At 32.5% G+C, this 14,945-nt stretch carries 20 protein-coding genes; all 20 read left to right on the top strand.

The genetic code is table 11. The features are described from left to right. Nucleotides 1–13 precede the first annotated feature (13 nt). The 20 genes from DMB68_RS02640 to DMB68_RS02540 all read left to right on the top strand — a co-directional run bounded on the left by DMB68_RS02640 (nt 14) and on the right by DMB68_RS02540 (nt 14,502). Nucleotides 14–565, top strand: coding sequence for a hypothetical protein (locus DMB68_RS02640; RefSeq protein WP_110345115.1), 552 nt, complete (start codon nt 14–16; stop codon nt 563–565). Nucleotides 566–784: 219 nt separating this feature from the next. Beyond that, nucleotides 785–1,060: a hypothetical protein gene (locus DMB68_RS02635; protein ID WP_231131564.1), complete on the top strand. Its 276-nt coding sequence runs from the start codon at nt 785–787 to the stop codon at nt 1,058–1,060. Between the two features lie 83 nt (nt 1,061–1,143). Next, nucleotides 1,144–1,740, top strand: a complete 597-nt coding sequence (locus tag DMB68_RS02630; RefSeq protein WP_110345114.1) for an NAD(P)H-dependent oxidoreductase — start codon at nt 1,144–1,146, stop codon at nt 1,738–1,740. A gap of 707 nt (nt 1,741–2,447) precedes the next feature. After that, the gene (locus tag DMB68_RS02620; RefSeq protein WP_110345112.1) at nt 2,448–2,867 is read left to right on the top strand and encodes a hypothetical protein; all 420 of its coding nucleotides are present in this window, start codon (nt 2,448–2,450) and stop codon (nt 2,865–2,867) included. 238 nt (nt 2,868–3,105) lie between these two features. Further along, the gene (locus DMB68_RS02615) at nt 3,106–3,594 is read left to right on the top strand and encodes an SRPBCC family protein (protein ID WP_110345111.1); all 489 of its coding nucleotides are present in this window, start codon (nt 3,106–3,108) and stop codon (nt 3,592–3,594) included. 126 nt (nt 3,595–3,720) lie between these two features. Further along, entirely contained in the window at nt 3,721–4,320 is a 600-nt protein-coding gene (locus DMB68_RS02610; RefSeq protein ID WP_110345110.1) for a nitroreductase family protein, read from the top strand. A 20-nt stretch (nt 4,321–4,340) separates the two neighbouring features. Then, the gene (locus DMB68_RS02605; protein ID WP_110345109.1) at nt 4,341–5,219 is read left to right on the top strand and encodes a helix-turn-helix domain-containing protein; all 879 of its coding nucleotides are present in this window, start codon (nt 4,341–4,343) and stop codon (nt 5,217–5,219) included. 71 nt (nt 5,220–5,290) lie between these two features. Next, nucleotides 5,291–6,139: a Rossmann-fold NAD(P)-binding domain-containing protein gene (locus DMB68_RS02600; RefSeq protein ID WP_110345108.1), complete on the top strand. Its 849-nt coding sequence runs from the start codon at nt 5,291–5,293 to the stop codon at nt 6,137–6,139. Further along, on the top strand, nt 6,136–6,525 hold the full coding sequence (locus tag DMB68_RS02595) for a DUF5367 family protein (protein ID WP_110345107.1): 390 nt from the start codon (nt 6,136–6,138) through the stop codon (nt 6,523–6,525). Before DMB68_RS02600 ends, DMB68_RS02595 begins: the two co-directional genes overlap by 4 nt. 58 nt (nt 6,526–6,583) lie before the next feature. Then, nucleotides 6,584–6,730, top strand: a complete 147-nt coding sequence (locus tag DMB68_RS23275; protein ID WP_165830080.1) for a hypothetical protein — start codon at nt 6,584–6,586, stop codon at nt 6,728–6,730. A gap of 102 nt (nt 6,731–6,832) precedes the next feature. Continuing rightward, nucleotides 6,833–7,267 carry a hypothetical protein gene (locus tag DMB68_RS02590; protein WP_110345106.1) on the top strand — a complete coding sequence of 145 codons (435 nt, stop codon included), beginning with the start codon at nt 6,833–6,835 and terminating at the stop codon, nt 7,265–7,267. Nucleotides 7,268–7,447: 180 nt separating this feature from the next. Next, complete coding sequence (locus DMB68_RS02585; RefSeq protein WP_110345105.1) at nt 7,448–8,296, top strand: leucine-rich repeat domain-containing protein; 849 nt, start codon at nt 7,448–7,450, stop codon at nt 8,294–8,296. Between the two features lie 562 nt (nt 8,297–8,858). Further along, the gene (locus DMB68_RS02575) at nt 8,859–9,128 is read left to right on the top strand and encodes a hypothetical protein (protein WP_110345103.1); all 270 of its coding nucleotides are present in this window, start codon (nt 8,859–8,861) and stop codon (nt 9,126–9,128) included. Nucleotides 9,129–9,302: 174 nt separating this feature from the next. Next, a complete protein-coding gene (locus DMB68_RS02570; RefSeq protein ID WP_026728948.1) occupies nt 9,303–9,773 on the top strand; it encodes a hypothetical protein in 471 nt (156 codons plus the stop codon). A 176-nt stretch (nt 9,774–9,949) separates the two neighbouring features. After that, nucleotides 9,950–10,681 carry a hypothetical protein gene (locus tag DMB68_RS02565; protein WP_110345102.1) on the top strand — a complete coding sequence of 244 codons (732 nt, stop codon included), beginning with the start codon at nt 9,950–9,952 and terminating at the stop codon, nt 10,679–10,681. Nucleotides 10,682–10,854: 173 nt separating this feature from the next. Then, entirely contained in the window at nt 10,855–11,445 is a 591-nt protein-coding gene (locus tag DMB68_RS02560; protein WP_110345101.1) for a transglycosylase domain-containing protein, read from the top strand. A 172-nt stretch (nt 11,446–11,617) separates the two neighbouring features. Further along, a complete protein-coding gene (locus tag DMB68_RS02555) occupies nt 11,618–12,382 on the top strand; it encodes a hypothetical protein (protein WP_110345100.1) in 765 nt (254 codons plus the stop codon). A gap of 172 nt (nt 12,383–12,554) precedes the next feature. Then, complete coding sequence (locus DMB68_RS02550; RefSeq protein ID WP_110345099.1) at nt 12,555–13,130, top strand: Crp/Fnr family transcriptional regulator; 576 nt, start codon at nt 12,555–12,557, stop codon at nt 13,128–13,130. 68 nt (nt 13,131–13,198) lie between these two features. Beyond that, nucleotides 13,199–13,651 carry a carboxymuconolactone decarboxylase family protein gene (locus DMB68_RS02545; protein WP_110345098.1) on the top strand — a complete coding sequence of 151 codons (453 nt, stop codon included), beginning with the start codon at nt 13,199–13,201 and terminating at the stop codon, nt 13,649–13,651. Between the two features lie 350 nt (nt 13,652–14,001). Next, nucleotides 14,002–14,502: a hypothetical protein gene (locus tag DMB68_RS02540; protein ID WP_110345097.1), complete on the top strand. Its 501-nt coding sequence runs from the start codon at nt 14,002–14,004 to the stop codon at nt 14,500–14,502. The last annotated feature ends 443 nt before the right edge of the window (nt 14,503–14,945 follow it).

Genomic DNA, 14,945 nt, shown 5'->3' with positions numbered 1-14,945 from the left:
TTAAATTTCACAGATGAAAAAACTAATAAATTTCTTTTTAAGAAATGGAAAATTTAAAATCACCTTTCCTGTTTTAGCAATTGGATTTGCGTTACAAGCTTTATTAATAGTACATTATCTCCCTGAATTCCTTCACTATTCAGATAATTTGAAAAACCCTGACCAATTGTTTACCTATAATTTTGAATATATAACAAACTTATATCAAAAATTAGGAGAAGTGGGAAGAAAATTCTACTCTAAGATGCTTGTTGTTGACTTTTTTTATACTACAATTTCAGGTATGGGATACAGCCTATTACTTGCCGCCCTGATTAAAAAGGAAAAATGGTATGTCGTTCTGCCCTTTTTATTAACATTGTCAGACATTTTTGAAAATGTAGCCCAAATAATTCTAATGAATAATTTCCCTCAAATATCTCCTTTCGGAGTATTCGTATCAAGTCTATTTAGCTCCGTTAAAATGACGGGAGGTGTCATTAGTCTTCTACTAATCTTATTCTTTACAGGTAAGAATATATTCAATCGGATGAAAATAAAAAGACAAATACAAGAGAAATCTTAATTAATAAACAGATCTGATTGTAATCTAAACTTTTTAAAATAACAAAATTCTTTATCTTTACTTTTAACGTTTCATTTTCTATTCCTTAAATAATAAATATAATTATATGAATAAAGTCATTCAGGAATACAATGATTCACAAAACGATCCAGACAAAGAAATCTGTAATCAACTTGTCAAAATCATAAATACAAATCTGCCTGAAGCTGAAAACAAAATATGGCATGCACACCTGGTCTGGTTCCTGGGTGGCAATCCAATTGTTGCGTACAGCAAATTAAAAGGCAGTGTCCGACTATTGTTTTGGATTGGTCATCGTTTGATGAAGAATTGCTTTCAAATGAAGACTCTTTTAAAGCTGCCGAATTTCGTTATACTGCTGTGGGACAAATTAATCCAGAGAATATAAACCACTGGCTGCAGAAAGCTAGAGAAATTCAGTGGGACTGTAAAAACATTGTGAAGCGTAAAGGGGTTTTGTTACGTTTGAAATAGATACCGATATCAAAATTCAATGGCAATTGCAATGTCAAATTGAATATTACATTTTCATTTATCAATACCAAATTCGATTCAAAATGAATATACTAATTGTTTACTGCCATCCGAGTAAAAAGTCCTATACGTTTCAGCTTTTTGAACACCTGAAATCTCTGCTGGAAAAACACAATCTGAGTTTTGAGGTTTCAGATTTGTACGAAATGAATTTTCAGGGAGACATGTCTGAAACAGAATATGAAAGGGAAGGTTTTGCAAAAATAGAACTTCCAATTCCGCAGGATGTTTTAGAAGAACACGCCAAGATCGAAAAAGCCGACTGCATCATTTTTCTGTATCCGGTCTGGTGGAGTGATTGTCCGGCAAAGCTAAAAGGCTGGTTTGACAGGGTATATTCTGTGGGATATGCTTACGGCCAAAACGATACTTTTCACAAAATGAAAATACTGAAACTGGGACTTGTGATCTGCACCGCAGGACATCCGAATAATTTTTTAACTGAAATCGGAATCGCACAAAGTATCGAAAACGTTATGCTGGACGATCGTCTTGGGAAACGTTTTGAACATAAAGAAATGCTGATTCTTGGCGGAACTTTGGAATTAGAAAATGTGATGCAACAACATTTTTTGAAGATTGAAGAATCAATACACAGAATTATAAAATATTGTAATTAGATTGCATCGAATTTAAAGTATTGAACATACGTATGATTAAAAAAAACATAAAAGTTTACCATTTGTTTTGGCTTATTGCCGTTATTATTTTACTGATTGGATTATTTGATCCAGATTCAACTTTAGATATTAATGTTCATGATACTTATTTCGTAATTGCGAATCTTCATGTAGCGATTGCTTTATTTATATTTTACTTTTTCAATGGATTTGGATATTGGTCGGTTGAGAAGGTCCTAAAAAAACAACTTCAAAAGTATTTAACTCTAATACATACTACTATTTTAATCGGGAGTTTTGTTATTTATTGGCTGGTTATTCTTTACAGTAAATTATTTCTCAGCAATCCTTCTTTTCCACTGTTCGATGGAAGCTTGATAATCAATATAACTTTGGCTTATGAATTTCTACTTATTGCCTTTGTTGGACTCCCCATCTATATAATCAATTTGTTAATAGGCATTTTTAAAACCAAGTAAACTTAAGATATTAAAACAAGAGTATCAGGAATTTTATTTTTGAAAGCAATAAATGTGAAATTAATTTTTATTGGTCTTTGAAGGACTGTTTACAGCGGCTTTCGGTATGATTAGCATTTGGTTTATATTTCGTTATTAACTTTAAATCAATTAGATGAAAGATGAATATAACGCAACCTTTTTATAAAATTTATATCTCTTAAGTAAACTATCCTAAAATTTTAAACCATGAAAAAGTTTACTTTACTATTGATTTTCGCAGCCCTTATTTCCTGCAGTAATGATGACAACGATTTGTCTTCTAAAAATAATCTAAAAGGCAAGTGGAATTGGATTATCACGACCGGTGGAATTACGGGCGGTTCTCAGACACCGGAAACGACTAAACAAACCAAAGTTATCGAGTTCTCAGGCAATACCTTAAAAACTTATATTAACGGTACTTTATCAGAGACTCAAAAATTTTCTATTAAGACCAGACAATCACCTGATGGAGGTTCCCGAAAAGTAATTGTAATAAATCCGGGTGACGCATACACAAATCAAGTCTATATTATAGACCGGTATTTTGAAATCATTGGTAAGAAACTTTATTTAACAGACGAATGCGCTGATTGCTACAGATCTGAATACGAGCGTATCAAATAGTCTTATAAATGATAAAAGTCTGAAATAGCCCTGATGGAAGCGGTATCCTTTTGTGGCAGGGTTTGCCATAAAAGATATAGCGGACAGCAGGACAAAAGGTTCTGATGAAAAGGAATGTTCTGCTCCTTAACTTCATCATACTAATTGTCCGAATTGATACTGAAGTTGTCCTTTTACCCCCCTAACCTATTGAATTTTAAACTTTAAATTTGTGCAATAACTATTTAAAACAGACAAAATGAGCACATCAGATTTTACTACAGTTATACAAGTTGACCGGTCTCCATCAGCCGTTTTTAATGCCATTACTAATGTTCGTGGCTGGTGGTCGGAAGAAATTGAAGGCGATTCGGCAAAATTGAATGATGAATTTAATTATCATTATGAAGATATTCATCGCTGTAAAGTTAAATTGACTGAAGTGATTCCGAATCAGAAAATTGTCTGGCTGGTCGAGGAAAACTATTTTAAGTTTACAGAAGACGAAACCGAATGGACAGGTACTAAACCTACTTTTGAAATTACGGAGAAAGACGGAAAAACAGAGCTTAAGTTTACGCACGTTGGTTTGGTTCCGGATTACGAATGTTTTGAAATCTGCAGGGATGCCTGGACCAATTATATTCAAAATAGTTTAAAAAAACTCATTACAACAGGCAAAGGAGAACCGAATGCGAGTGGAAAACCTCGGACAGAAAACGAAAGAAAAATGAGTGCCGGTGAGTAATATTGTTTTGAAAAACAACAATAAAATATATTTCGTTTACAAAACTAAGCTTACAATTATCGAAATATTCAGGTTATCAGCTTAACTTTACAGTCTATAAAACTAAAAACGTTAAAATACAGTACCATGAATATTTTGGAATTAATGAAAAAAAGATACTCTGCGAAAAAGTACAATGCTGATAAGGCTATTCCGCAGGAAAAAATTGAAGCTTTAAAAGAGGTTTTATACCTGAGTCCTTCTTCTATAAATATTCAGCCGTGGAAATTTACATTTGTTCAAAATACGGGAATTAAGGCACAATTAGCAGCGGTTTCAATGCACAATCTGGAAAAAGTAAATCAGGCAAAGTTGATAGTTGTATTTAGTGTTGCAGATGATCTGGATGCTTTTCAGCAAATAGTAGATACACAAATGCCCGAAGCCCGCAGAAACTGGTACAACCAGATTAAAGCCAGTAAGCCTGAAGCCGAATTAAAAACATGGTTGTCTCAGCAAGTATATATCGCCCTGGGAGTTGGTTTGACGGCAAGTATTGCGTTAGGCCTGGATTCGACAGCTATGGAAGGTATCGAATCTGATAAATACAAAGAAATCCTTAATATGTCAGCCTTCAAGCCATTATTTGCAATGGCAGTTGGTTATGGTGCTGAGGATGATTTTAACCGAATTGAGGCTACACCAAAATCGAGAAGATTACTGGAAAGTGTGATTGAGAGTATTTAAACCAACTGTACACATAAAACATGACCACCGACATCATAGAATTAAACAATTTTATCGTACTCATTGAGCAATCGAATGCCGAGAAAACTTTTGTTCAGAAATGTGAAATAGACGGAGATGCGGTTGGTTTTGCTTTTTATGGTTCAGGTAATGTAGAGTTAGAAATCAAACACAACAATCAGACAAAATATTTAACGAATACTACCGGGCTGGCAATTTCTTTTTTCGGCAATCAAAAAGTAGAATTTGCCCATAAAATTGCTCCTGATAAACCTTTGCAGTCCATCAGTATTTTTACAAAACTTAAAAACCTGCATACACTATCGCAGGTCGAAAAAGAAATTTTCGAAAAGCAGTTGCCTGAGTTATTACATCCAAAGGAACATTTTGTAAAAGGTCCCACTCATTTTATGACGCTCGACATGCAGCTTGCTGTTCAAAAAATCTTTAACACTACCTACTCCGGCAATACCAGACTGCTATTTTTAAAAAGCCAGGTTAATGAATTACTGGCGCATTATTTTGCGCTTTTGTCTGATAAACGAAAAGTAGAACTGAGCGAAAAGGATAAAGAAAAACTTTTTCAGGCAAAAGATATTGTGAGTGATCAGTATTCAAAACCTCCCACTATCTCAGAATTGTCAAAACTAATTGGTCTCAACAGCACCAAATTAAAAAAGAATTTCAAGGAGTTATTTGGTATTCCAATTTTCAAATACATCCATGAAGAACGGCTAAACAAAGCTTACGAATTACTTTCTCAAAGTGACAAAACGGTACAGGAAGCTGCCTGGGAAGTTGGTTACGAAAGTCTGAGCTCGTTTTCGAATGCTTTTCAGAAGAAATTCGGGTCAAGACCGAATGAAGTAAAAAAACAATTCCTTTCAAACAAATCTTAATTCTTTTCAGACAAATGATATGATGATGACAGCTGCATCTTTGTACTATCATTAATCAAAAAACATTTAAGATGGAAACGAAAAAAATTTTAATCCTTGGCGGAAACGGAAAAACCGGACGCAGGGTCGCGCAATTATTAAAAGAAACCAGCAATGCCGAAGTTTACATCGGTTCCAGAAGCGGAATCCCTCCCTTCTACTGGGAAAATCCTGAAACCTGGTCTGAAGTAATAGACGGTATCGACACCGTTTACATCACTTTTCAACCCGATCTGGCCATTCCGTCAGCACCGGAAACGATTCAGAAATTTACGACTCTTGCTACTCAAAACGGCGTTCAGAAAATCGTACTGCTTTCCGGAAGAGGCGAAAAAGAAGCGCAGGTTTGCGAAGAAATTGTAAAATCGACCGCAAAAAACTGGACGATTGTAAGGGCCAGCTGGTTTAATCAGAATTTTAGCGAAAGTATCTTTTTAGAACCTATTCTGGCAGGTTACGTAGCCATTGCACGAGCCGAAACACTGGAACCTTTTACCGATGCTGATGATATTGCAGCCGTGGTAACCGAAGCACTTTTAAACGAAAAACACAATGGAAAAACATATGAACTTACCGGCCCAAGGTTACTTAGCTTTCAACAGGCCGTTGCCGAAATAGCCCAAATTACGAACAGAGAGATTCACTTTCAGCCGCTTTCTGTAGACGAATATATTGGCATGCTCCGTGAGTATCAGGTTCCGGAAGACGAACTTTGGCTGGTAAACTATCTTTTCTCTGAAGTTTTGGATGGCCGAAACTCGAGTATCACCAATGACATTGAAAAAGTCTTAGGCCGAAAAGCCAAAGATTTTACCGACTACGTAAAAGAAACTGCGCAAACAGGCATCTGGGATGCTCCTAAACTGGTAGCAACATCATGAATTATCCAAGAGCCATAGTAGCAGGCATTATTGCATGGCTTTGTGTTGTGATCACTTTTTACGTTTTGGAACACATTCCGTTTTTTAAGAAATCTGAAACTGTGCAGGCTTTCATTGCTGCTTTTACGATTATTTTCTACGCCTGGTTTGCTGCCTGGTTTTATTATAAAAAAGCAGCCAGAAAATCGGGACTTCAAACAGGAATCGTCATCACGGGTACCGCACTGCTTCTGGACGTTTTGGTAACAGTCCCGCTTATCGAAATCCCAAAGGGAAACGGTTATCAGGCTTTTTTCAGCAATCCGTTATTGTGGATTCTGGCAGTCATCAATGTACTCACAGTGTATGTATATTTAAAGCGAAACACCACCGTGAATCAAAACTAACAAGCCTCATTTTTACACCAATCCGATTTGCGATAAGCAGGTCGGATTTTTTTATGGCATGCACCGCAGAAAAAGCGGACCGGGCTATTCGCTAAATTCCCGTTTAACAAAAACTACGGCTAAGAAGCCTTGTTTTTCTAAATCGGGAGATACCGCTGCTATCCCTCATGCGGCAGTTGGTTTCCTGATTGGTTTTGAGGCTTAAGAGGAGAAAGTTCTTTTAAAAATTTGTAAACAATTATTTATATATTCGCTTGAAATAAAGTTTGATGATTGTTAGATTTACAAAAAAGTTAGCAGCAATTTTATGAGAACCAAAAAAGCTAAAAGTCATAGTGATCAAATAGAACGAGAAGTTGAAAAATCCATTTCAAAATTCTCTGAACATCTCATGTCAAACTCAAAATGGGTAAAACTGATTAACAAATTTGTTCAAAATACGACTATGATTTTAAAAATCGAATTTAAAAAAGTTCAAAACAATCAAATTGGTGAATTATACTTAAACGAAGACACTACATTTGGGTTTGATTATTGGAATAACGGTTTTGAAGGTTGCAATTCACTTGGTGGTTGGTTAACATTTAAAGAAATTGAGTTTATTATTTTTCCCAAAATTGTTAATCCAAACAAAAATACTTTACAAGATTTGAAAGAAATTGAAAAATTAATAAATAGTGTTGGAAATTTTTCCTTAGAAATCAATCAAGACAATCTAAAATTAAATTGTTACAAAGAATAAAAAAACTACTGCTAACATCTACTATAACGGATTTGGGCAATTGGCTTAATGGAAAGATGGTTTTGTATTTGGAACATTTGGCAAATCCGAAAATAGGGCTTGATTTAATCCTAAACCCGCTGTAGTGCCAGAACGTTGTGCGTCATTTTACCCGAAAGAAACGAAATCAGAAAACATACAATGAAATTTTTTAACCAAGAAAAGAAAAGAGTTTGTTATTTACCAGAGCATCAGAATGAAATTATCAAATACTTTGATGATAATGAAGATGCAACTTTAGTAGTAAGTTTTGATGAATTCATTCTTCCAAAAAAAACAATTGACTTTAATAAAATTTCCGAAATTAAAATTAATAAACTTATGCTCTCAAGTTTTTATCATAAAACAAATGAACTTGGAGTGTTTCTAAAATTAGAAAATTTAAAAGAGTTAGATAATAGAAGTATTGATCTTAAATATGATTTTAAAAATTTTCCAAATCTTGAAGTTCTAATACTTGGTTGGAATAAAGGCTGTTCAAATATATCAGAGTGCAAAAGACTGAAAGAATTAAGTTTATGGCATTACAAACCAAAAACTCAAAACTTAACTGAATTTGCTGAATTAAATTCGTTGAATGAATTACGAATAATTCAAAGTAATATTAATAACATAAATGGAATAGAAAATCTTCGAAAAATTACCGAAATGTATTTTATTGGAAATAGTAATCTTTCTTTTGACAATATAAATTCAGTTTTCCCAAATGTTGAAACTCTATACATTGAAAGTTGCAAGGAAATAAGAATTGAAAAAGTAATTGCGCTTTTTCCTAACGTAAAAGACTTAAACTTTTTTAGTAATAATGAAATAGTAAGTTTGAGAATTATATTAGACAATTTAAAAAAGTTAGAAAAATTAAATGTTTACAATTTGAAAATTTCAGAAAGCGATAATCGTTATTGGAAAGAGTATAAGAACTTGAAAAAATTTAATTTTCAAGATAGAAAACATCATATTTTGAAAAGAAAAGATTTTGAAAACGTATAAAAAACGACGCACAACACACGCTACAAGCAATTTGGGTATTTGGCTTAATTTAAATATGGTTTTGTATTTGGAAGATTTGGCAAATCCGAATAATGGGCTTAATTTAGTCCCAAACTGCTTGTAGCGCGAGAACGTCAGGCTGTGAAAAAACTAAAATCAACGTCTTGAGAATCTCATATTTGATATTTTTCTCCGGTAGCTCTCCGAATACTTTCTAAATTTGAAGAGGTTTTTTCACAGACTGACGTTGGCGGTAATGCGGACTCAAAAGAACGAAAAACAAAAAAATAAGATAAAATGGGTGTTGGATTATTAACTGGATTATTTCTACTAATCGTTTTCCTTTTTTTATTTCTGTGGTTATTTATATATTCCAAAAAAAAAAAAATCAAAAGTTGGAATTGTAATTTCTTCAATTGCATTAGTCTGTATTTTATCATTTTTTTTTACAAACAATATTGACGAATTAACTATCTCAAAAGAAGATGTAAAAAAAGACTTAAAACAGATTGACATTGAACTTAATACTAATTTTGAAATTAAGAAAAATACTGTTTCAGGAATGCCCGAAAGAAATCAAAAAACAGTAATTGAAATATCAAAATCTGAAATTGAAAGAATAATTAACGAGATAAAGCATTCCGAAAATTTCAAAGAATATGAAAATAATATTTCATTACACGTTACTTTTGAAGGACAAATATTAAATATTAAATACCCAAAATATTATTCACGAGAACTATATAAAGAAATTGACAATATAGCAACTCAAATATATTTAACAGTTTACGAAGAAAAAAATATATTAGAATATCAAATAATAGAAGACTAAGCACTACCGCCAACACACGCTACAAGCAATTTGAGGATTTGGCTTAATGGAAAAATTAGTTTGTATTTGGATGATTTGGCAAATCCGAATAATGGGCTTAATTTAGTCCCAAACTGCTTATAGCGCGGGGACGTTATGAGCAATTTCACAGAACTTTAATCTAAAATAGAACGAATGTTATTTAACCGAGAAATCACGGAATGGGAACACATCGTTAATGGAAGTTATGATATTGAGTTTGATTATGTCGCAATTGATAGAATTGGACAACTTGCAATTTTTAGCACATTCAATAGAGGATTTAAACCAAAGATTGTAACCAAATCTTTCGAAGATTTCTTAAAATTGGATAAGTTTATAGAAACGTTGCCGAAAATAGGAACGCCAATACAAAAAGTAGACAATGATGGTAACTATGATGACTGGAGAAACTATGCGGAATTAGGTTTTTATGCTTATGACAATCAAGATGTGCACAGAACAAATAAATTAGAACGATACGACATTATTTACCAACCAAAAGAGCCTTTGACAATAGAAAACCAAACAGAACTAAAAAAGTTTGAAAACATAATTCCGAAGTTTGACTTAGTGTTTGGAGAAAACTTAAAGTTTGTGGAATTAGAGAATACGTTGAAAGAATAGAAACTGCTCATAACAGCCACTACAACGGATTTGGGCATTTGGCTTAATGGAAAGATGGTCTTGTATTTGGGATGATTTGGCAAATCCGAAAAATGGTCTTAATTTAATCCCAAACCCGCTGTAGTGCCAGAACGTTATGGGCAATTCAGAAGAACCTTACTGCTAAATTCACTAAAATGATTAAGAGAAAAGTATTCATTATAAAAGGTTTTTCTAAATCCACAGAGGAAAGAATTCTTGACGAAAATTTTGCAAATTCATACATTGATTTTTTTAAATTATGTGCAGGAGGAGCTTACACTTTAGACGAGGTTGTTTATCTCTCAGAACCTAGTTATAGTTATCTTAAAGAAAACATATATAATGAAAAGCTTGACTACGGAATTATCGTTTATATCGGTCACGGAGCGAATCAACAAAACAATCAACTTTTTCAATTAAATGCTGAAGAAATAATTAAACCTGGGCAATTTACACTTAATACCGAAAAACAAATCATAATTCTTGAAAGCTGTAGAGTTCTTGCACAATTTATACCATTCGTAGATTTGTCGGATAAAATTCCAGCATTTGAAAAAGGTGGAATTCTAAGAAATGCTTTAGAATTGGAACAGTCCCGTGAGATTTATGATAGCCATATAAAAAGATGTGCGGAAGGAATAATGATTTGCTATGCTTGCAGAATTGGTGAAGAAGCATATAGTTTTATGTTTTCAAAAATGTTTTTGCAACACGCAATAAATTGGCATCTTGATTCATCGCGACATTGTGCAATATTACCGATAGACGAATTAATGCGACTCACATTACAGAGTACGGTTGTAGCGGTACAACAAAAATTTGGTTTGCTTCAATGGCCCGAATCAAGTGGAAAAACGAATTTCCCAATTGCAGTTAGCAAATTTTGAACTGCCCATAACAGCCACTACAACGGATTTGGGCATTGGGCTTAATGGAAAAATGGTCTTGTATTTGGAATGATTTGGCAAATCCGAAAATAGGGCTTAATTTAGTCCCAAACCCGCTGTAGTGCCAGAACGTTAGTAGCGATTTAACCTAAAAATATCAGAAAATAACAACTATGAAATCAATTAAATTAATTCTTAAGATTTTTATTAGTTCGTTAATTGTTCTTTTTGGAATTTACTTTTTTTTGATAAGCGATTACAATAATATGTTTAATAATGAACGTTTTATAGAAATCAAAAAATCGATAGAAAAATCTAAATCGAAAAAATATGCTGATTTGATTTCAATATATAAAAAAACGCATAATATTGAAAATGTTAATAATCGATTTATAAAAAGCAAAAAAGATTGTCCTTGTTTGTCAGTAATCCGAAATTTTGGCTATCCAACGCTGTACGTAAAAAACAGTTCACAAATAAGAAATGGAATAAACGAAATAATCTACACAAACAAAATAGAGAAAATATTTACTCAAGAAGATTGTTTGACTTTTTTGTTTTCTTCATATGATTTTTCAGCTGAAAGTACAGGAGTTGAAGAAGCTTCAAAATATTTCTTCAATAAAAATATCGCAGAATTAAATCAATCTGAAAAAATAAATTTAGTTTTAATGCTTGATAATTCAGCACTATACAATCCTTTAAGAAATAAAAAATCTTTGCCGAAAAAAATTGAGGAATATAAACAAATGATAAATAAATAAACCGCTACTAACAGCCACTACAACGGATTTGGGCATTTGGCTTAATGGAAAAATGGTCTTGTATTTGGGATGATTTGGCAAATCCGAAAATAGGGCATAATTTAATCCCAAACCCGCTGTAGTGCCAAGACGTTATAGGCTATGCAACCAATCTTCATCTTAAAACCTTGAAATGAAACATATTAAAAAAAAATATTTGTTTGAGGAAAAACTTAAAACTTATGACAAACAGAAATTTGGTTTAAAGAAAGATTTTGATAGCCAGGAATTAAAAAAATTAAGCAAAACACATAATGTAATCATTGAGACTACAGACAATGATCTTCTATTTGCTTTTATTTACAATGATAATGGAAAACATGTTACAATTCCATTACCTGATTTCACATTGGTTTATTTTGATTTTTCGTATAAATTAAATATTGACAGAAAAGAAAGCAAAAAAGAAATGCTTTCAAATTTGAGAGACATAAATAACTTTAGTGAATTAAATGGTGAAATTCTTTATAGATTTTATGGATATTCAAGTTCTTGTATTATTAATCTATTTACTTCAATTGAATGTTTTATAAATCATTTATTACCTGAAAACAAAAATTATGTTGAAGTAAAAAACAATAGAACCGAGATATACAATAAAACTCAAATTCAAGAACATATTCAATTTTGGGACAAATTAAAAAAAGTATTACCTCAATTACATGGCAAAAATTTCTTCCAAAAATCAACTCCTACAAATGAGCATATATCAAAACTAAAAGAATTAAGAGACAAAATTGTACATACAAAATCTGATAATTCAGGAGAATTACAAATTGAATTATTTAAACAAATATTAAATTTCAAATACGACGAGACCTTTTCTGCTGTTGCTAAATTTATGAATTTTTATGAAGCAAACTATGTTGAAGATTGTCCATGTGAAAAGGACTTCTAAAGCACAGCATATAACAGCCACTACAACGGATTTGGGCAATAGGCTTAATGGAAAAATGGTTTTGTATTTGGATGATTTGGCAAATCCGAAGAATGGGCTTAATTTAGTCCCAAACCCGCTGTAGTGCCAGAACGTTACCAGCAATCTTAAACCCAAATCGTGTAAATTAAAGATGTCCGAAATTTTCAAAAAACATATAACTAAATTCGCAAAAGTTTCTGACGATGAATTTGAAGAAATCAAAAAATTCTTTGACACGAAAGAGGTCGCCAAAAAAGAAAACCTATTAGAGGAGGGGCAAATTTGCAGGCATCATTATTTTGTTTTGAGCGGTTTGTTACGAAAGTTTTACATCAACGAAAAAGGCACTGAACAAACCACTGAATTTGCCATTGAAACTTGGTGGCTTACAGATAACTTTGCCTACGAAAACGAAGTTCCTACGGAATTTTATATTCAGGCTGTAGAAAAATCTACGATATTGTATATTACTCCAGATAAACAGGAAAAATTATTAAAAGAATTTCCTGTGATGGAACGCTATTTCCGTTTTGTTTACCAGCGGGCTTATGCAGCGGCTCAAAAGCGCATTAAATTTCTTTTTTCGTTTTCAAAAGAAGAATTTTATTTCCAAGCCGTTAGAAATCATCCCGAATTTGTGCAACGTGTTCCCCAATATTTAATCGCTTCTTATCTAGGTTTCACTCCCGAGTATTTAAGTGAAATCCGAAAGAGGCTTCTTTCTTAAACCAGTTTAAGTTTTTTTATTTCCTTATTCTACAATTTTGCATTAAACAATTTTAAAAGAATTATATAATGCAAAAACGATTTAACTTTAAGGAAGTTGCACCAAGTGCACTAAAAGCGATGGTTGGTTTAGAAATGTATCTTTCAAAGGCTTCTATATCTAAAACATCCAAGGAACTTATAAAAATCCGTGCTTCACAAATTAATGGTTGTGCCTATTGTATTAACATTCACACTCAAGACGCAATTAAAAGTGGAGAAACAAATCAGCGCATTTTTTTACTGAATGCTTGGAGAGAGGCTGAAGATATTTTTACGGAAGAAGAAAAAGTAGTGTTGGCGATAACGGAAGAGATAACATTAATCCATCAAAATGGATTGTCAGATGAGACCTATTCAACCGCGTTACAGTTTTTTAGCGAGACTCAACTTGCAGACATTATAACTGCCATAATTACCATCAACCTCTGGAACAGGGTCGTATTAAGCACCCACTTACCTATAGGACAAAGTCTTGCATAGGACTATTATAAAAAAGCAGGTTCAAAAAACCTGCTTTTTTTTTACACAAAGGATATTTTTGTAATTTAGCTTTGTCTAACAATAGTATGCGAAAATATTCGATGAGTAATTGTTGGATACACAGAAAAAGTGAGTGATGTTAGACGTGAACGATAAAAGACTGCAGGTTACACGGGTTTTGCAATAGTGGGGCGAAACTGCAAAATTCAACGGCAGTTCTTCGGTTCAAATTTTGTACAAAATTGAAAATTTGTGCTTCGATTGCCCCACCATCGCAAAGCCCCCGGAACGTTATGTGCTAGTTTATCAGAAAATTTGCGGTTAAAAGAACTCCGAAAATCCAAATCAAGATGACAAATAATTGGGAAGAAATAAAATGGATTTTTGAACCTGACGGAACCTTAAGAGATATTTATGTAGAAAATGTAGATATTGAAGATTGGAAAATTCTAATAGATCATTTAAATGCAAATCATATTGTAAAATATGGACCATCAGATGATAATCAAATTATAAATAAAATTGATAAAAATTATTTAATTCAATTATTGACCGACGTTACCGGAAAATTGGAATTAAAAACTGTTGCAATAATTATTGATGACATAATTATAAATACTCATTTTTTTACAATTAATGAAATTGAATTCGATATTGAACCTGAAGAAATAAGCTCTGTCGAAGATTACGAAAAGGTTTTGAGCTTTATGAATGAAATTAGCCAAGTTTTAAATAAACAATTGATTTTGACGGGTGAAAATCAAATTCAATTTCCACTCGTAAGAATTGAATTCTCAAAAAATTTAATAGAAGCATTGACAAAAAAAGATGCGGAAAAGTTGTGGAAGTAAAAAAACCAGCACATAACAGCCACTACAACGGATTTGGGCAATTAACTTAATGGAAAGTTGGTTTGTATTTGGGATGCTTTAGCAATTCAAACAATGCGTTTGATTATTATTCATACAAAAATAACCAATAACAAACAGTAAAAAAACATACCATTACCAATATGAAATACTAAACAATTCTGGTAAAAACAAAATTTGTCTGGATAGAACCATGGACTTTAGATATTGAAATACTTCCAAAATCGACCTGTATAATTTATTCAGAGAGTAAATTCGAAGGCAGGTTTGAAGTTGTAGGAGAAGAAAATTTAACAACGACATTCAACTTCCTGTTATGGATAACAGAATGTCTACAAAAAATTTTATAGATTTAGTGTTTAAACCAGCTCCAAAGAAGTTGTGAGATTTTGGAAATAACATTTTAAATTAAACTTTAAGAAGAA

This window comes from Flavobacterium hydrophilum, from assembly GCF_003202405.1.
Classification (GTDB): domain Bacteria; phylum Bacteroidota; class Bacteroidia; order Flavobacteriales; family Flavobacteriaceae; genus Flavobacterium; species Flavobacterium hydrophilum.
This window is presented reverse-complemented; position numbering and strand designations above follow the sequence as displayed.